The sequence below is a fragment of the Arthrobacter sp. B3I9 genome (assembly GCF_030816935.1).
In the GTDB taxonomy this organism is placed as follows: domain Bacteria; phylum Actinomycetota; class Actinomycetes; order Actinomycetales; family Micrococcaceae; genus Arthrobacter.
Map to the genome: position 1 here is coordinate 3,250,372 of NZ_JAUSYO010000001.1, position 17,055 is coordinate 3,267,426.

The 17,055-nt window shown below is 67.1% G+C and carries 13 protein-coding genes and 1 pseudogene; 9 read left to right on the plus strand and 5 right to left on the minus strand.

Features of this window, described 5'->3' with window-relative positions; translation table 11 throughout:
- Nucleotides 1-8: 8 nt before the first annotated feature.
- Entirely contained in the window at nucleotides 9-1,577 is a 1,569-nt protein-coding gene (locus tag QFZ65_RS15105; protein WP_306911519.1) for a hypothetical protein, read from the plus strand.
- Nucleotides 1,574-2,113 carry an NUDIX hydrolase gene (locus QFZ65_RS15110; RefSeq protein ID WP_306911520.1) on the plus strand — a complete coding sequence of 180 codons (540 nt, stop codon included), beginning with the start codon at nucleotides 1,574-1,576 and terminating at the stop codon, nucleotides 2,111-2,113. The genes QFZ65_RS15105 and QFZ65_RS15110 overlap by 4 nt, the downstream gene beginning before the upstream one ends.
- A 284-nt stretch (nucleotides 2,114-2,397) precedes the next feature.
- Here QFZ65_RS15110 and QFZ65_RS15115 read toward each other — a convergent pair whose 3' ends face one another.
- Nucleotides 2,398-3,618, minus strand: a complete 1,221-nt coding sequence (locus QFZ65_RS15115; protein ID WP_306911521.1) for a S1C family serine protease — start codon at nucleotides 3,616-3,618, stop codon at nucleotides 2,398-2,400.
- 176 nt (nucleotides 3,619-3,794) lie between these two features.
- Here QFZ65_RS15115 and QFZ65_RS15120 point away from each other — a divergent pair, with 176 nt between their 5' ends.
- Entirely contained in the window at nucleotides 3,795-5,075 is a 1,281-nt protein-coding gene (locus QFZ65_RS15120) for a neutral zinc metallopeptidase (RefSeq protein ID WP_306911522.1), read from the plus strand.
- A 54-nt stretch (nucleotides 5,076-5,129) separates the two neighbouring features.
- Nucleotides 5,130-5,858, plus strand: coding sequence for a hypothetical protein (locus QFZ65_RS15125; protein ID WP_306911523.1), 729 nt, complete (start codon nucleotides 5,130-5,132; stop codon nucleotides 5,856-5,858).
- Between the two features lie 30 nt (nucleotides 5,859-5,888).
- Here the strand turns inward: QFZ65_RS15125 and QFZ65_RS15130 are convergent, their stop codons facing one another.
- Complete coding sequence (locus tag QFZ65_RS15130) at nucleotides 5,889-6,614, minus strand: hypothetical protein (protein WP_306911524.1); 726 nt, start codon at nucleotides 6,612-6,614, stop codon at nucleotides 5,889-5,891.
- A gap of 20 nt (nucleotides 6,615-6,634) precedes the next feature.
- Nucleotides 6,635-8,050, minus strand: a complete 1,416-nt coding sequence (locus QFZ65_RS15135) for an NAD(P)H-quinone dehydrogenase (RefSeq protein ID WP_306911525.1) — start codon at nucleotides 8,048-8,050, stop codon at nucleotides 6,635-6,637.
- Between the two features lie 104 nt (nucleotides 8,051-8,154).
- Here QFZ65_RS15135 and QFZ65_RS15140 point away from each other — a divergent pair, with 104 nt between their 5' ends.
- Entirely contained in the window at nucleotides 8,155-8,973 is an 819-nt protein-coding gene (locus QFZ65_RS15140; RefSeq protein WP_306911526.1) for a purine-nucleoside phosphorylase, read from the plus strand.
- A 54-nt stretch (nucleotides 8,974-9,027) separates the two neighbouring features.
- Here the strand turns inward: QFZ65_RS15140 and QFZ65_RS15145 are convergent, their stop codons facing one another.
- Entirely contained in the window at nucleotides 9,028-9,510 is a 483-nt protein-coding gene (locus tag QFZ65_RS15145; protein ID WP_306911527.1) for an Rrf2 family transcriptional regulator, read from the minus strand.
- Nucleotides 9,511-9,719: 209 nt separating this feature from the next.
- Between QFZ65_RS15145 and QFZ65_RS15150 the strand changes: the two genes are divergently transcribed.
- A complete protein-coding gene (locus tag QFZ65_RS15150; RefSeq protein ID WP_306911528.1) occupies nucleotides 9,720-11,474 on the plus strand; it encodes a phospho-sugar mutase in 1,755 nt (584 codons plus the stop codon).
- Nucleotides 11,475-11,494: 20 nt separating this feature from the next.
- On the opposite strand, the gene nirD is transcribed toward QFZ65_RS15150, so the two are convergent.
- Nucleotides 11,495-11,872 carry a nitrite reductase small subunit NirD gene (gene nirD, locus QFZ65_RS15155; RefSeq protein ID WP_306911529.1) on the minus strand — a complete coding sequence of 126 codons (378 nt, stop codon included), beginning with the start codon at nucleotides 11,870-11,872 and terminating at the stop codon, nucleotides 11,495-11,497.
- Nucleotides 11,873-12,128: 256 nt separating this feature from the next.
- On the opposite strand from nirD, the pseudogene nirB reads away from it, so the two are divergent.
- The 3 genes and pseudogenes from nirB to QFZ65_RS15170 all read left to right on the plus strand — a co-directional run bounded on the left by nirB (nucleotide 12,129) and on the right by QFZ65_RS15170 (nucleotide 17,005).
- Nucleotides 12,129-14,826, plus strand: a pseudogene (gene nirB / locus QFZ65_RS15160) (nitrite reductase large subunit NirB).
- A 2-nt stretch (nucleotides 14,827-14,828) separates the two neighbouring features.
- Nucleotides 14,829-15,863: a uroporphyrinogen-III C-methyltransferase gene (gene cobA, locus QFZ65_RS15165; RefSeq protein WP_306911530.1), complete on the plus strand. Its 1,035-nt coding sequence runs from the start codon at nucleotides 14,829-14,831 to the stop codon at nucleotides 15,861-15,863.
- Between the two features lie 5 nt (nucleotides 15,864-15,868).
- A complete protein-coding gene (locus QFZ65_RS15170; protein WP_306912600.1) occupies nucleotides 15,869-17,005 on the plus strand; it encodes a uroporphyrinogen-III synthase in 1,137 nt (378 codons plus the stop codon).
- Nucleotides 17,006-17,055: the final 50 nt, after the last annotated feature.

Here is a 17,055-nt window from a genome sequence, read left to right on the forward strand (position 1 = left end):
CTAGAGTCATGCCCAACTGGGCCGAGGAGGGCAGTGAAGAAATGCGACAACCAGTGCACTACCTTGAGTCGACCGACTCGATCAGGTCTCGCTGGGACCCCACGTCGGTAACGGCAGTCGGGGGCCGCGAGGCGCATGCGCAGCTGTTCATCGAAACACTTCTAAGCATCGCCCTTGGCCGCGACATCGCTATTCAGCAGTCCTTTGCATTCGACTCGTACGCTTTCCAAATGGTGCTTGTCGACTTCAAGGCTGCCCACGATGCTGTCGCAGTTCCCCCCGCACTACTCGACAGCGTCGAGACGGCCCCGATCCTGCTTCACCTGCACAACGTGGATTCATTTGCGGAGTCGGTGGCATCAAACCTCCGCCGCATGGCACCAAACTCGCCTGGCGTCCGGCCCTTCTTTAGCTCCCTCTATCCGGACCTACACGACCGGCAGGAACTGCTGGCCATAGCCGACGATGTGCAACATGGCGCAATCGACTCGTTTACGAGGCTTTTGGGAGATGTTCGCGCACCCCTGTTCGAAGACCTTTGGGCCTGGTTCGGTGGTACCCGCCGAGCAAACCCGGATCGACGGATCAAGGTGTTGGAGGTCAAGCCCCCCGCTGAGGAAGCTCCACCTAGCCTGGGAGCAATGCTGTCTCCCCTCCTTGATCCCTCTTCTCCCCTTCTGCACGCATTGAAGAAGCGGGGCTACTGGGACAAACAAGAAGAAATCCGGCAGGTAATCGAGGCCTTACAAACGCTGCACCGAGAGGCAGGAACGCCTAGCCCGTTTGCGGATCGAAGCCTGCTCTATGGTCACTGGAACTGGCACGGAGCGACCGAATCGGCGGAGTCGCTAGTCGGCTCTAAGGCAATCGGTCTCGTGCGAGAGGTCATTAGCACGCTGTACAACCAGGTCACCGTGGATTCCATGAGCCTCGATTCAGCTTCTTTCTCTACGCCGATGAGCCGACCGGGAATTGCTGAGCAAGAACTCGCGGCACAGCAGCTTGCACTCTGGTCTCGAGGGGCCGCAATGGGCCACGACCCTTGGTCCGCAGCAGTCGGCGACAGTGCCAATGCCGCACCCGACCTGGAAGTCCACATAGACGTAACCGACCAAGACGCCCAAAACTCCGCCCTGGGCGTCTTTAAACGCAAGGATGACACTCAGCGGCCCTTGATGCGGGAAGCGTTCGAAGCGGTCCTCCAATTTCGAAAGGAGCCGCGCTGGCAGACCGGTATCGATAGGATACGGGCAGCCGTTGACGACGGCGACAAGTCAGCCATCGACTATGCGGTGGACGCACATGTTGCCTCACTAGCCGACGCTCTGTCTGGCAAATGCGTCGTGGGCAGAGAGAAACTGGGTGGCATCCGGGTGACCTTGCCAGTGGGGGCCGCGCTGCTGGCGAATGCAACGGAATACCTGTCGGGAACAATCAACCCTTGGCTCGGCGTCGGTGCGGCAGGGCTGGCGGCCGGAATTCTTCCGGTCAAAAACAGGCTCGCCCAGAGGGCCTTCCATCGGAACGCCCGCACCTCCCTTGGTCAACTCGTACAGTGCCGGGAGATCCGCCGGTGAAGCATGAAGTCAAGCAGATCCGGGAGCGACTCGCGTACTCCAATCCATTCATCGAGCTTTACGACGACGATGTGGAATTTCCCGATGGCACAACCGGACGATATGTCCGACTTCGGGCGACGATGCCAGGGGCGCCGGTCGTGCTTGTCGCCATGCACGAGGGCCGGATAGCACTCGTTCGAACCTTCCGATATCCACTCGGCCAGCTTGTATGGGAGCTCCCCCGCGGGTTCTCGCAGGGCGTGAGCGTGGAAGATACAGCCCGTAACGAGCTCCGGGAGGAACTTGGAATATCAAGTGCTGATATCGAGGTCATAGGGTTTCTTGCGCCTGACTCCGGCGTACAAAGCATTAGGGCTGCTGTAGTCGCTGCAACTGTCAGGGCCCCGGGACAGGGCCCTGAGGACATCAATGAGGTCGAATCGATAGGCTGGGTCACCCTTCAGGAGCTGGAGCAGATGATTAGGCGGGGCCAGGTGGAAGATAGCTTTACTGTCGCCGCCTGTACACTGATCCGACTGCACGAGCGTCTTTAGTGCGCGCAACGGTGCGGCATTACGCGGTCGAACGGTTCACACTGCCTGAGCATTCTTGCGGCACGGGACTATCCCCTCGCCGCAGTCGTCTCAGCCTCCCCGGGCCCAGAAACCAGGAAACATGGACCTGCGGCCGTGACGGAATGCTTATTCGCTGCTGCCTCAAGCCACCGAGTCACTTCGCGCCCCGATCGTGATTGTATGGGCGCACATGGGAGTCCTTCTGGCGGCTGTCGACCTCATCGGTGCGGTGTTGCCCAGCCAGGCGTCCCCCGGCCCCACCCTCACCCCGCCGTCGCGCTCCCCAGCACCACGTCCACACTCGCTTCCTTGCCGTCACGCTGGTATGTGACTTTGACGGTGGTTCCGGCCGCGTGTTCGTGGGCGGCGGCTATGAGTTCCGAGGCGTCAGTGATGCTCCGCCCGGCCAGGCCGGTCACGACGTCGCCGGCCTTGAGGCCCGCCGAGGCCGCACCGGATCCTGCAGTCACCGCGGAGATCTTTGCCCCTGCTGTGAATTCCGATGACGTTCCCGAGGCCATGTCCTGGACGGAGATTCCGAGCTGGCCGTGGGTGGCGGACCCCTTGGCGATGATTTCCTGCGCCACGCGTGAGGCCTCGTTGATGGGTATCAAGAAGCCGACGCCGATGTTTCCGGACTGCGTGGAGGAGGACGACGAGTCCGCCGAGGCGATGGCTACGTTGACGCCGATGACCTGGCCCTTCGTGTTCACCAGGGCACCGCCGGAATTGCCCGGGTTGATGGCCGCGTCGGTCTGGATGACGTTGGTGCTGATCGAGGCTTGCGTGGCCGTGGCGGAACGGCTCTGCGTGCTGGGTGTGGCTGACGAAGCGGTTTCGATGGTGCGGTTGGCGGCCGACACTATGCCGTCCGTGACCGTGCCGCTCAGTCCCAAGGGGGCGCCGATGGCAATGGCGGTATCGCCGACGTTGACCTTGGCGGAATCCCCCAGGTCCGCGGGGACCAGACCCTCGGCGTCGATCTTGACCACTGCCAGGTCTGCGAGCGCATCCGTGCCAACCACTGTGCCCGAGTAAACCTTGCCGTTGCTGGTGCGGACTTCAATGACCGCGTTCGCGGCGGCTCCGTCAAGGGTGACCACGTGCATATTCGTCAGGATGTCGCCATCCGCATCCAGAATGATGCCCGAGCCGGTTCCGCCTGAGTTCGCGCTGGTGGCGCTGATCGTCACCACACTGGGTGTCGCCTTCTGCGCCGCGGCCGTGACGGCATTGACGCTGTCCGGGTTGTTGACGATCACCGGGGTGAACTCAGCCGATTGCACCGCACTGGCCGCCGGGGATGAGGCGCTGAAAAGGGTCGAGGCTGCGGCAACAGTGCCGCCGCCCAGGACACCGGCGGCCAACATACAGGAGATGAGCCCACCGGCGCCGACACGCTTCGGCTTAGGGGTTGGGGTGCCCGTCCATTTTTCGACCCCCGACGCCAGCGGCTCGGGCCCGAATTGAGCGGTTTCATTCATTACCGGGCTCCTTGGAGTGTGATGCTCCGAGTCTTTCGAAGCTGTATCCCCATCCTGAAAGACCCGGCTTTCGGCCGTCTGTCGTGCTGCTGTGAAAGGACTGTGAGCGCCAATTGCTGCCTTAGGGGTTGCTCTTAGCCCTATTCCGGCAGGAATTCAGCCGCTACTGTTCGCACATGGCGAATTCTCAGGGAAGCTGGAGTCATCGGCTCTTGGCCGTCAGCGTCGCGGTCTTGGTGGCGCTACTCCTGGTGGCCGCGGGAATCTGGGCCTCGCAGTCCGGCTGGATCGCCGAGCTCGCCGGCGCAACCGGCACGCCGCCGTCCTCCAGCGCTGGCGGTTCTTCGCCGTCGGATCCGGCACGCGCCGGGACGAGCCCGAGCCCGACGCCGACGCCGACGCCTACGCCGACCCCGACCGTTTCACCGATGCCCGACCCTGCGCTGCTTTTGGATGAACTAGAGACCGCTGAGGGTATTGCCAACGGATTCTGGACACGGCACTGGAACGACTATTTCCCGGGCAAATACAGCCCCCCGAAGGTATTGGGCCTGTATGACGGAAACTCCTCCAGCGTTCCGATTTGCGGAACCAAACCGCTGTCCGCCAACAATGCCTACTATTGCCCGCCGGCGGACTACGTGGCCTGGGACTTGAACCTCATGAAGAAGGGCTATGCCGAGGGTAACACATGGCCCTACCTGGTGATCGCGCACGAGTGGGGACATGCTATCCAGGCGAGGCTCGGCGCCTCTCTCACTGAAAAAGCTGATGAACTTCAGGCCGACTGCCTGGCCGGAGCGGCCCTCTACGGGGCCGCCGCGGACGGAGAATTGGTCTTTGAAACGGGCGACCAAAAGGAACTGGCCTCCGGGCTCAGTGAGCTGGGAGATGAAACGCCCTGGACTTCCAGCGCGGATCATGGCGATTCGTTTGAACGCATCCGTCATTTCGACGAAGGCCGCCTCCATGGCATCGCCCGTTGCATCCCCGGTATGAAGTTCGGGGGCTGGGGCGGGACACTTGTCTACTCAAGTGGGATCTCCGTCTCCGTCCTCCCCTTGGGATACCGCGACGTCGGCTCGCCCATGCCAGGAACCGCAGCCCCGGCCACGCCGGGCACCACTCCGTCGGCGACTCCAACAAACCCTGCGCGGGTGGCCGTGATTTTCGAGATCACCGTCAAAAACGGCAGCCCGTCAGCCTTCGACGCCACCGACATGGGACAACCGATCATCCGCTATGGTGAGCGCGGACTTCTCGCAGAAACCGTCGCCGACCCCGCAGCCGGCCGGGACTCCAGCTCATTCGGGACCCTCAAGCCGGGGCAGAGTAAGAGCATCACAGTTGGCGCCGTAGTTCCTCCGAACGAGCGGACGGTGTGCGTAGCTGTCCCTGGTCCCAATCCCGACGCCGACTGGTCCGCGTCCTTCGAAGGGGAACTGAACCCCCGGTGAGACATGAACCGTCACGAATCGGCGAGCGAACCCGCTGCGGGTAGCATCGGGGCCATGAGCGCCGACGACGACGACATCACCGACGAACTGCTGGCTGACGCCGACAAGCTGACCGGGCTGGGCCTTGAGCTCCTGGGCCTTGATCCGCATCCGGACGACATGACTCCCGAGCAGCGGCTCCAGTTCGATCCCGAAGACCTCGAGGAGATGGCCGCCGTCGCGCCGGAGGAACGCCAGAAAGCCCTGCGCCAGACGCGCCTGCTGGCCGGGCTGTTGTGGAACTCCTCCAGCATCCTCATCGACCAGCTCTTCCGCGATCTGGGCACGCTCAGCAGGTCGGAAGCAGTGACGCCGACCGATATCGCCGGCACCTCCGTGCTGTCCTGCCTGCCGCCGCAGTTCGCCGCCAGCTATGACGCGAAGTTCACCCAGAAGTTCATCGTCGTGGCATCCGACGTCACGGCGGCCCTGGCCCGCGGCTGGACGGCGCCCGGGTGCCTTGCCGCCGAGCTCGCCGTCCGCTGCCTGCTCGACCAGGCCGAGATCACCGAGGACATCTACGAGCTGGACCTTCCCGAGGACTGGCGGGCAAACGTCGAGGAAGTCCTCCTGGAGGACGCGGAGAGCGACGCGCTGTACGTCCATGACCAGCACAGCAACGACGACGACGGCGGCCACCACGGCGGCCGGGTTGCGGCCGCGGACGCCGCGCAGCTGGGCTTCGAGCACTGGTTCAGGCCGTTCACGCCCGGCGACACCGTCCCGCCCTACGCCTGCTCCTGACGCACGCCGGCTCCCGAGGGTGGGCCCGGCTCAGTGCCCCGGAGCGAGGTGCGTGGCGGTGTCGAAGGGCTCGAATACGGACGATCCGAGCATGAAGATGCCGCGCTGCGGAATCCAGAAGTCGCCAAGCTTGTCCTGGACGGGCAGGGCCGAGATCCGTCCCAGGCTCTGCCCCTTCAGCTGCGCCGTGCTCGCACGGACAAACCACATCCGCCGCGGGCGGGCTGCAAAGCTTTGGCCGTTGGGCACCCTGCCCGTCAGTCCGATGTGCCCGGCCCCCAACGCCGGGCCGGCCACGGCCCCCATCGCACGGAGGAAAGAACGGCTGCGCCACAACCGCTCCGGAACGGCGCCGGACACGGCGGACATCAAACGGGTGACGGGCGTCGCCGCGAGCGTCACGTCCCAGTCCAGGTCCACCCCGTCGCCGACCTCCACGCTGAAGGAGTAGCCGTCCCGCCAGCGGATGGAGATCCCGCCGGTCGACGCCCATCCGAGGGCGCTGCCGAAGTAGCGGGGGCAGGAAGCCCCGGGGTCCGTGGTGCTGTGCATCGTCCAGGAGCCCGCAGGGTCGCGGATCCAGACTGAGGTGTAACCCGGCCCCACGGAGGAGGCCGGAAAGTGCCGCAGTGCCAGGACGTGGCCGGAGCTGAACGGAACACCCATCACGCCGTAGCCCGCGAAGCGTTCCTCCGTACCGGAAGGCAGAGCGGCGTTCTGTTCCACGGACTCAACCATGGTGCGCGGGCTCTGCATGGCTACGGCCTCCGTCGTTGTTACATGTGGACGTGCAGGCGCCGGGCCGCTTCGGAAATGGAGCCGCTCAGGGACGGGTAGACGGTGAAGGTGCTGGCGACGTCGTCGACGTGCAGTTTCTGCTTCACCGCAATCGAGATGGCGAAGATCAGTTCGGAGGCATTCGGACCCACCACGACGCCGCCGATCACGGTGCCGGAGCCCTTGCGGGCGAAGATCTTGATGAACCCGTCCTTGTGGTTGCGCATCTTGGCGCGGGCGTTGCTCTTCAATGACAGCTTGACGATGTCGCCCTGGTACTTGCCGGAGTCGATCTCGGCTTCGGAGACGCCCACGGACGCGATTTCCGGTGACGTGAAGATGTTGGACGCCACCTGGTGCAGCTTGATCGGCGTCACGCTGTCGCCCAGGAAGTGGGCGATGGCGATCCGGCCCTGCATCGCGGCCACCGAGGCCAGGGCGAGCACGCCGGTGCAGTCACCGGCCGCGTAGATGTTCGGCGCGCTGGTGCGGGAGACGCCGTCGACCTTGATGTGGCCGCTTTCCGTGAGCGCGACGCCGGCCTCCTCGAGGCCGATCCCCGCGGTGTTCGGAATGGAACCCACGGCGACGAGGCAGTGGCTGCCGGTGACCTTGGCGCCGTCGGCGAGGGTGACCACCACGCCGTCCTCGGTGCGCTGGACCGTTTCGGCGCGGGCGCGCGAGAGCACCTTCACACCACGGCGTTCAAAGACACCCTCAAGGACTTCGGCGGCATCCGTGTCGGAGCCGGGCAGCACGCGGTCGCGGCTGGAAATCAAGGTCACCTTGGAGCCGAGGCCGTTGTAGGCGGAGGCGAACTCGGCGCCGGTGACGCCGGAACCCACCACGATGAGTTCTTCGGGGAGTTCGTCCATGTTGTAGATCTGGGCCCAGTTGAGGATGCGGATGCCGTCCGGCCGGGCAGTAGGCAGTTCGCGCGGGTGGGCGCCGACGGACAGGAGGATCGCGTCCGCTTCGATTTTCTCGGTGCCCTCGGCGGTGAGGACCTCGATGGTGTGGCTGTCCAGCAGCTTTCCGGAACCGATCACAATCCGGACGCCCTGGTTCTCCAGTCCGGCGCGGATGTCCGCGGACTGCTGCCGGGCCAGGCCCAGGAGCCGGTCATTGATGTGCTTGAGGTCCGCCCGCATGACGGGGGCGAAGTCGCCGCCGTCGACGTCGAACTTAACGCCCAGCTCATCCGCCTCGCCCACGCGCGTCATCAGGTCTGCCGTGGCGATCAGCGTTTTCGAGGGAACGACGTCGGTCAGCACCGCGGAGCCGCCGAGGCCGGCGCGCTCGACGATGGTGACCTTCGCCCCCAGCGAGGCGGCCACCATGGCGGCTTCATAGCCGCCGGGGCCTCCGCCGAGAATCGCGATACGGGGGGCACTGAAATCGGGATGCGTAGTCACAATCGACCATTCTCCCCCATCGGCCCCGGCGCACCAAGAAACGGGCCTGCTTCTCGCCGCTCCCGGTGCTGGGCAGCATGCCACCGGCACGGTAGCTTGTTCCAGTGAGCAATACAGAATTCCTGAACACTGACCCCTTCGACGCCGCGCGTGCCGCAGCCGACTACATCGCCGAAGAGACGGGTGTGGACTCCCACGACGTTGCCCTCGTGCTTGGTTCGGGCTGGGGCGAGGCCGCCGACCTGATCGGCGAGACCACCGCCACGCTGACCGCGTCCGAGGTTCCGGGCTTCTCCCCGCCGTCCGTCGTGGGCCATGTGGGCACCATCCGCTCCGTGCTGACCAAGGAGGGCAAACGGGCGCTGGTCCTGGGCGCCCGGACGCACTACTACGAGGGCAAGGGCGTCCGCGCCGTGGTCCACGGTGTGCGCACCGCCGCCGCCGCAGGCTGCAAAACGCTCGTGTTGACCAATGGATGCGGCGGCCTGAACGAGGACTGGGCACCGGGCACCCCGGTGCTGATCAGTGACCACATCAACCTCACCGCCACATCCCCGCTCGAGGGCGCCACGTTCGTGGACCTGACGGACCTGTACTCCTCGCGCATCCGAGCCCTGGCCCGCGAGGTGGACTCCACGCTGGACGAGGGTGTCTACGCGCAGTTCACCGGCCCGCACTACGAGACCCCCGCCGAGGTGCAGTACGCGAAGCGGATCGGGGCGGACCTGGTGGGCATGTCCACCGCGCTCGAGGCCATCGCCGGACGCCATGCAGGTCTGGAGGTCTTCGGCATCTCGCTGGTGACCAACCTCGCCGCCGGCATCAGTCCGGTGCCGCTCAGCCATGAGGAAGTCCTGGAAGCCGGCCACGCGGCGGGTCCCCGCATCTCCAAGCTGCTCGCGGAGATCATCGCCAAGCTCTAGGACCGGCGGGCTGCGGGCTGCGGGCTCCAGCCGCCTAGGTTCAGCCGCCGGGGTCTAGCCGGCGTCGGCCAGGAACTCCAGCGCCTTCTGCCTGCTGTCCGGGAACCGCCGACCCATCGAATCGGCGATCCCGGCGATGGTCTGGCGCGCCAGGGCCTGCCGCCACACCAGTTCGGCCTGCCGCATGGTCTGGGAGATGAGGCAGCTCCGGACGAAATTGACGTGCTGATCCGCCTCCGGGGCGTTGCCCGCAATTCCCTCGCAACGGAACGTCGGATCCGGCCCCTCCAGCGCCAGGACAACGTCCAGCACGGTGATGTTCTCCGGCCGCCGGGCCAGATGGAAGCCTCCGCGAGGCCCTGACACCGAGGCCATGACCCCGGCGCGGACCAGGGCCTGCAGTTGCTTGTTCAGGTAGGCGGCGGGGAGTTGGTAGTACTCGGCCAGCCGGGCGCTGTTGACCGCCTCGCCCGCGGGAGTCCATGCCATGTTGACGCAGCTGTGTATGGCCCACTCCACCCCACGGCCCATCTTCATGTTCGAGACGCTACGTGTCCGCAAATTTGGGTGTCAAGGTTGCCCGGCGCGGCGAGATGACACTTCGCGGCAGTATCAGGCCCGCACACTGCCGTGAACTGCCATCTCGGGCAACCGGCAGGGCCGCGGAGCGGGGCGTGACCCAACCGGAAGGCGCGCGCCGCCGCCGAAGGAGCGCTTCGCCGGCGATTGCGGATAGTTTGGTACCTATGACTTCTCCTGATGCCGAACTCATCCGACTGCTGGGCGAAGCCCGGGACTGGGCTGCCCAGGACCCCGACCCGACCACCGCTGCCGGTCTCACCGAACTGGTCCAGCTCACTGCGAACGGCGCCGCCGCCGCCCGGCAGGAACTGGCAGACAGCTTCAGCGGCACCCTGCAGTTCGGCACGGCAGGGCTGCGGGCGGCCCTCGGCCCGGGCCCGAACCGGATGAACCGAGTGGTGGTGCGCCGCGCCGCGGCCGGGTTCACCGCTTTCCTGGCCAACGCCGTTGAGCAGGCCTCCCCCGGCACCCGGCCCCGCGCCGTCGTCGGCTATGACGCCCGCTACAACTCCGATATCTTCGCCGAAGAGACGGCGGCCATCCTCACCGCGGCCGGCGTGGAAACCTTTTTGATGCCGGCGGCCCTGCCGACGCCGCTGCTCGCCTACGCGGTCCGGGCACTGGAGTGCGACGGCGGCGTGATGGTGACCGCCAGCCACAACCCGCCGCAGGACAACGGCTACAAGGTCTACCTCGGCCGGCACGCCGTCGAGGAAAGCGGCCGCGGGGCGCAGATCGTCGCCCCCTACGATGCCCTGATCGCCGCCAGGATCGACGCCGTCGGTCCCCTGGAGTCCATCGTCCTGGCACAGGAAGGCTGGACCGTACTGGACTCCTCCATCGCCGCCGACTATGAGGCCGCCGCCGCCGCCCTTGCCGTTCCCGGCCATTTCCCGGCGCGGGACCTGAAGATCGTCCTGACCCCCATGCATGGCGTGGGCGGTGAGACAGCCGTGGCCGTCCTCAACGCTGCCGGCTTCGCCGATGTCACCCTGGTCGCTGAACAGGCCGAGCCGGACCCCGACTTTCCCACGGTGAACTTCCCGAACCCGGAAGAACCCGGGGCCCTGGACCTGGCCCTGGAAACCGCCGTCCGGGTGGACGCCGACATCGTTCTCGCCAATGACCCCGACGCCGACCGGGCTGCGGTGGCCGCGAAGGACCCGGACACCGGTGCCTGGCGGATGCTGCGCGGTGACGAGGTGGGCGCCCTGCTGGGCGCGCACGTCGTGGCGCGTCTGGCCGCCGGTGGCGAATCCGCCGGCAGTGCCGCAAATGGAGGCGTGTTCGCGAGCTCGATCGTATCCTCGCGCCTGCTGGCACGGATTGCCGCGGCCGCAGGTTTTGCGCATGAAGAAACCCTGACTGGTTTCAAGTGGATCGCGCGCGTGCCGGGCCTGCTGTACGGCTATGAGGAAGCGCTGGGCTACTGCGTCGCCCCGTCGCTGGTGCGGGACAAAGACGGGATCTCCGCCGCCGTGCTGATTGCCGAACTGGCGGCTGCGGCCAAGGCCGAGGGCAAGACCATCTTCGACACGCTCGACGAGCTGTACCTGGTGCACGGCCTGCACATGAGCGACCAGCTCAGCATCCGGGTGGCGGACCTGGGCCTGCTGGACGCCATGATGAACCGGCTGCGCGTCAGCCCGCCGGAATCCTTTGGCGGCTCCGCGGTGGAAACGGTGGTGGACCTGGCCGAGGGCAGCGAACAGCTGCCGCCGACCGACGGCCTGCTGTACCTGACAAAGGACCTCAGCCGCGTCATCATCCGCCCGAGCGGGACGGAGCCCAAGCTCAAGTGCTACCTCGAGGTCATCCGCAGCGTCGGTACAGCAGCGGAACTGCCGGAGGCCCGGCAGGAGGCACGCGGCGCGCTGGACGGCGTGCTCGCCGACGTCCGCGAGGCCTTAGGGCTGTAACAGGCCCGGAGCCGCGGGGCCTAGAGCTCCACTTCGACGTACCCGGCCACAACCCGGGTGCTGAACGTCTGCAGCCGGAGTCCCGGTGCTGTCAGGCACTCCCCTGTTTCGAGGTCATAAACCTCCTTGTGCAGCGGTGAGGCCAGCGTTGGCCGTGCCCCGCGGGACCCCGTGATTCCGCGGGCCATGACATGGGCACCGGTGGCCGGGTCCTCCTGCGCGACGGCGAAAACCTGTCCGGCGGCGGTACGGAACAGTGCCACCTGGCGCCCCGCGATCAGTGCCGCCTCTCCCCAGGCGGGCTCCAGTTCTTCTACGGCGCACACCCGGTGCCAGCCGCTTCCGAAGCCCGAATCTTCGACAAAGCTCCGTGCTGCGCTCTCAAGTACGGCAGTCATGTCGGCCCCTCTCTGATCCATCCCTCACGTGTTCAACCGCTCCTGCGGCCACACCTTCAAGCTAGGCCTCCGGTGTTTCAGCCGGAGGCCTCCAATGTGTCCAGCGGGTAAAAGAGACCTCACCCGGCCCGAAACGCGTTCGTGATGCAGAAGTTAAGATCACGAAACATAAGGGAAACTGAGGCGAAACTGCGCCTGCCTAGTCTGGGTACACAAGCTGCAGAGCACCGTCTGCGGCCCATGCGAAAGGCCTCCAGTGACCGGACAGACTTCCAGCCCAGCAGCAACGGGCTCACCTTGCCCCCAGACCCCCCGCCGGGTGGTGGTTGCCGGCGGCGGCCCTGCAGCCCACCGCTTTGCTGACGCGATGCACTCCCGGGGCCTCGACGGCTGGCACGTAACAGTCCTCACCGAGGAAGCGCACCTCCCCTACGACCGCGTCGCACTGAGCAAGGCCCTCACCGACGGCGACGTGGACCTCACGCTCGGCAGCGCCTCGATGTGGGACCACGAAGCCCTCAGCCTCAAGACCGGCGAGCGCGTCACCGGCATCGACACCGCCGCGAAGACCGTCACGACGGCGGCCGGGACCGTCTGCCCGTACGACGAACTCGTCGTCGCCACCGGCTCCGACGCGGCCCGCCTCCCCATCCCCGGCGCGGAACTCACCCACGTCTACCGCACCCTGGAGGACGTCCGGGCCATCAACCAGGCCATCGCGGAGCTGACCGCCAGGCTCGGCCGCCGCGTCAACGCGGTCACCATCGGCGGCGGCCTGCTGGGGCTGGAGTCCGCGGCCGGCACCGAGCAGCTCGGCGCCACCCCCATCGTCATCAACGGCTCGCCCTGGCTCATGAACACCCAGCTCGACGAGGGCGCCGGGCAGGCGCTGGGCCGCTTGATCGAGGCCAAGGGCTTCACCGTCCACGGCGGCGTGTTCCCTTCCGAGGTCCTCTCCGACGACGCCGGCCAGGTCACCGGCGTGCTCATGGCCGACGGCCGCATCATCGACGCCGACATCGTCATCGTCGCCATCGGCGTAAAGCCCCGCGACGAACTGTTCCGCCTCGCCAACGGCCCGGAAGCAGAAGGCACGTCACCGCAGTTCCAGCTCGGCCCGCGCGGCGGCGTCGTCATCTCCGACGACTGCTCCACCGAGGTCCCCGGCGTCTGGGCGATCGGTGAAGTCGCCAACTTCGGCGGCATGTGCCTGGGACTCGTGGCGCCGGCCAACACCATGGCGGAAATCGTCGCGGACCGGCTGCACGGCGGCGTGGCGACCTTCCCCGGCTTTGACACGGCCACCAAGCTCAAACTCTCCGGCGTCGACGTCGCCAGCTTTGGCGACGCCTTCGCCAAAACCGAACACGCCCTGGAGATCGTCTACGCCGACCCCGCCCGCGGCGTCTACCAGAAAATCGTCACCACCGACGACGCCAAGACCCTGCTCGGCGGCATCTTCGTCGGCGACGCCTCGCCCTACACCAGCCTCCGCCCCATGCTGGGCCGCGAACTGGCCGCCGAACCCGGCGCGTACCTCACTGCGGCCGGCGGCGGCGACGGCGGGGGCGAAGCCCTGGAGGCCAGCCTGCCGGACGACGCGATCCTGTGCTCGTGCAACAACGTCGCCGCCGGCAGCATCCGCGACGCCATCAACGGGTGCGGCGCCTGCGACGGCAACGCTCCGGTGCAGGAACTCGGTGGGCTCAAGGGCTGCACCCGCGCAGGCACCAGCTGCGGTTCCTGCGTGCCGATGCTCAAGAAGCTGCTCGAAACCGAACTGACCAAATCCGGCGTCGAGGTCTCCAAGGCCCTGTGCGAGCACATCGAACTGTCCCGCCAGGAACTCTTCGAGACCATCCGCGTCCTGGAGCTCACCTCCTTCGAGGAGGTCATGGCCAAGTACGGCACGGGAGCCGGCTGCGACATCTGCAAGCCGACCATCGCCAACATCCTCGCCAGCCAGAACAGCGCCTACGTCCTGGACGCCGGCCGCGGCACCCTCCAGGACACCAACGACCGCGCCCTTGCCAACATGCAGAAGGACGGCACCTACTCCGTGGTGCCGCGCATCGCGGGAGGCGAAATCACTCCGAAGAAGCTTGGCGTGATCGCCGCCGTGGCCGAGAAGTACAACCTTTACACCAAGATCACCGGCGGCCAGCGGATCGACATGTTCGGCGCCCGGCTGGAACAGCTCCCGGAAATCTGGAAGGAGCTCGTGGACGCCGGCTTCGAGTCCGGCCAGGCGTACGGCAAGTCCCTGCGCACGGTGAAGTCCTGCGTCGGTTCCACCTGGTGCCGGTTCGGTGTCCAGGACTCCGTGGCCATGGCCATCCAGTTGGAGCTCCGCTACCGCGGCCTGCGCAGCCCGCACAAGCTCAAGATGGGCGTCTCCGGCTGCGCCCGGGAATGCGCCGAGGCCCGCGGCAAGGACGTCGGAGTGATCGCCACCGCGGACGGCTGGAACCTGTACGTCGGCGGCAACGGCGGTGCCACCCCGGCCCACGCCCAGCTGCTGGCCAAGGACCTGGACGACGAAACACTCATCAAGTACATCGACCGCTATTTCATGTACTACATCCGCACCGCCGACCGCCTGCAGCGCACCGCGCGCTGGCAGGAAGAGCTCGACGGCGGCATCAAGCATGTCGAGGATGTGGTGGTCAAGGACACCCTGGGCATCGGCGAAGAACTCGAAGCGGCCATGGCCAAGCACGTTGACACCTAGCGTGGATGAATGGGCGGACACTCTCAAGGACCCGGAGCGCCTGCGGCGGTTCCGTTCCTTCGTCAACGCCCCGGACCAGAAGGACGACTCCATCACGTTCGTCCCCGACGAACGTGGCCAGATGCGCCCGGCAACGGCAGAAGAAAAGGCGCTGGCGGGCCAGCAACCGGTCCTGATCGGCGCTTCCATCCCCATGAGGTCCCGCGATGAGAACGAGGTATAGGCATGGAACTCACCATTGATCTCACCGGCCGGGAAATCCTGGTCACCGGATCCGACACCGCCGCCCGCCAGGCGGTCCGCCGCTACGAAGCCGCCGGCGCCATCGTCTCCCGGCTCAGCACCCCCGGCGGCGCCCCCAACGACGGGCGCCTGCCGGAACGGCCCTTCCTGGTCGCCGCGGTCGACGACGGCCAGGCTGGCTGGGAGCCCCTGCTGGAGCGCTGCCGGGAGACCGGCATCCTCGTAGCCGCCGAACCCGCCGCCGGTCCCGCCGGCAGGGTCACCCTGGTGGGCGGCGGCCCGGGAACCACCGAGCTGCTGACCGTGGCGGCCGTCAAGGCGCTGCGGGATGCCGACGTCATCTTCTACGACCGGCTGGCCCCGTACCAGGAGCTGCCCTCGCTGAGTACGGCGGAACTCGTGGACGTGGGCAAGCGCCCCGGCCACCACCCGGTCAGCCAGGCCGGAATCGAGGAGCTGATTGTCAGCGCGGCCCTTGCCGGCAGGAATGTTGTCCGGCTCAAGGGCGGTGACCCGTACGTCTTCGGCCGTGGGGGCGAAGAAGTGGCCGCATGCGTCAAGGCCGGCGTGCCGGTCCGGGTGATTTCCGGCGTCACCAGCGCCATCTCGGTCCCGGCCGCGGCAGGAATTCCGGTCACCCACCGCGAGGTCAGCCACATGTTCACCGTGGTTTCCGGCCACGCCCCGCTGACGGAGAAGGAGCACACCCACCTGGCGGGACTCGGCGGAACCATCGTGGTCCTCATGGGCATCGGCACGCTGCACCAGCTCGCCGCCGGCCTGCGCCGCGCCGGCATGCGGGCCGATATGCCGATGGCCGTCGTCGAACGCGGTTACCGTCCCGGACAGCGCACCACCATCGCCAGCCTCGGCACCATCACCACCGCCGCCGCGGACTGCACCAACCCCGCGGTGCTGGTGATCGGCGACGTCGTCCGGGTTGCCGAAGCGAACCCGGGCTCCGCCGAGGCCTCCGCCGAGCTGGACCGCCTCGCCGCGTCCCTGATGGGGGCGTGAACACGATGATCGCGCTGGAAGCCGCCGCTGCCGGGGACGCCGTAGAGAAAGAGCTGCCCCTCGAGGGGTTCCGGGTCGGCGTCACCTCGCACCGGCGCTCCCAGGACCTGATCGAGGCCCTGGAACGGCGCGGGGCCGAGGTGCTGCACGCACCGGCGCTGAAGATCGCCCCCGTGCAGGAGGACCTGCGCCTGATCGAGGATACCCGCGCCATTATCGACGCCAAGCCGGAGCTCTGCATCGCCACGACGGCCTACGGCATGCGCCGCTGGTGCGAGGCCGCGGACACGTTCGGGATCGGCGAACAGCTGCTTGAAACCCTGGGCGCCACGCGGATGTTTGTCCGCGGACCCAAGGCCCGCGGTGCCGTCCGCGCGGCAGGGCTGGCCGACGTCGGCATCAGCAGCGACGAGACCACTGCCACCCTGGTGGACATGCTCCTTGCCGAAGGCGTGCGCGGAAAGACCGTGGCCGTCCAGCTGCACGGCTACACGGACGTGCGCCAGCTTGAGCGGCTGCGGATGTCCGGCGCCACCGTGCTGACCGTCACCCCGTATCGCTGGGTGAAGCCCGACGGCGCTGACCGGCTGCCGCGGCTCATCGAGGCCGCCTGCAGCGGGAACCTCGACGTGCTGACGTTCACCAGCGCCCCGGCCGTGGACGCGATGTGGAGCACGGCCCACGAGATGGGCCTCTACAAGCAGCTTGTGGAAAGCCTCAAGACAAACGTCGCGACCGCCGTCGTGGGGCCGGTCACGGCCCAGCCGCTGCTCGACGCCGGACTGCAGCCGCTGGTTCCGGAGCGGTTCCGGATGGGCGCCCTGATCCGGCTGGTCTGCGAGCACCTGGCCCTGAACCACGTCCGCCGGCTGGACACCGCCTCAGGCAGCGTGGAACTCCGCGGCCGCTCGCTGCGGATCGACGGCCAGGCCGTGGAGATGGCGCCGGCGCCGCTGCTGCTGTTGCGCGCGCTGCTGGGCGCCGGCGGGGCGGTCCTCTCCCGCGAGGACCTGTCCGAGCTGCTGGAACTTCGGGGCTCCGTCCACGCCCTGGACATGACGGTGAGCCGGCTGCGCTCCGCGCTCCCCGACGGGCGCCTGGTCGAGACCGTGGTCAAGCGCGGCTACCGGCTCCGGGTGTGACGCAGGCCATTACCGACGGGTAAATACTGGCGAACGGGCGGCGAAAAAAC

What these genes read in the sequence shown, in the direction of transcription:
- QFZ65_RS15115 (WP_306911521.1), bottom strand. Translation starts at nt 3,618, where the DNA reads ATGAATGAAACCGCTCAATTCGGGCCCGAGCCGCTGGCGTCGGGGGTC.
- QFZ65_RS15105 (WP_306911519.1), top strand. Translation starts at nt 9, where the DNA reads ATGCCCAACTGGGCCGAGGAGGGCAGTGAAGAAATGCGACAACCAGTG.
- QFZ65_RS15120 (WP_306911522.1), top strand. Translation starts at nt 3,795, where the DNA reads ATGGCGAATTCTCAGGGAAGCTGGAGTCATCGGCTCTTGGCCGTCAGC.
- QFZ65_RS15130 (WP_306911524.1), bottom strand. Translation starts at nt 6,614, where the DNA reads ATGCAGAGCCCGCGCACCATGGTTGAGTCCGTGGAACAGAACGCCGCT.
- QFZ65_RS15150 (WP_306911528.1), top strand. Translation starts at nt 9,720, where the DNA reads ATGACTTCTCCTGATGCCGAACTCATCCGACTGCTGGGCGAAGCCCGG.
- QFZ65_RS15145 (WP_306911527.1), bottom strand. Translation starts at nt 9,510, where the DNA reads ATGAAGATGGGCCGTGGGGTGGAGTGGGCCATACACAGCTGCGTCAAC.
- QFZ65_RS15170 (WP_306912600.1), top strand. Translation starts at nt 15,869, where the DNA reads ATGATCGCGCTGGAAGCCGCCGCTGCCGGGGACGCCGTAGAGAAAGAG.
- QFZ65_RS15125 (WP_306911523.1), top strand. Translation starts at nt 5,130, where the DNA reads ATGAGCGCCGACGACGACGACATCACCGACGAACTGCTGGCTGACGCC.
- nirD (WP_306911529.1), bottom strand. Translation starts at nt 11,872, where the DNA reads ATGACTGCCGTACTTGAGAGCGCAGCACGGAGCTTTGTCGAAGATTCG.
- cobA (WP_306911530.1), top strand. Translation starts at nt 14,829, where the DNA reads ATGGAACTCACCATTGATCTCACCGGCCGGGAAATCCTGGTCACCGGA.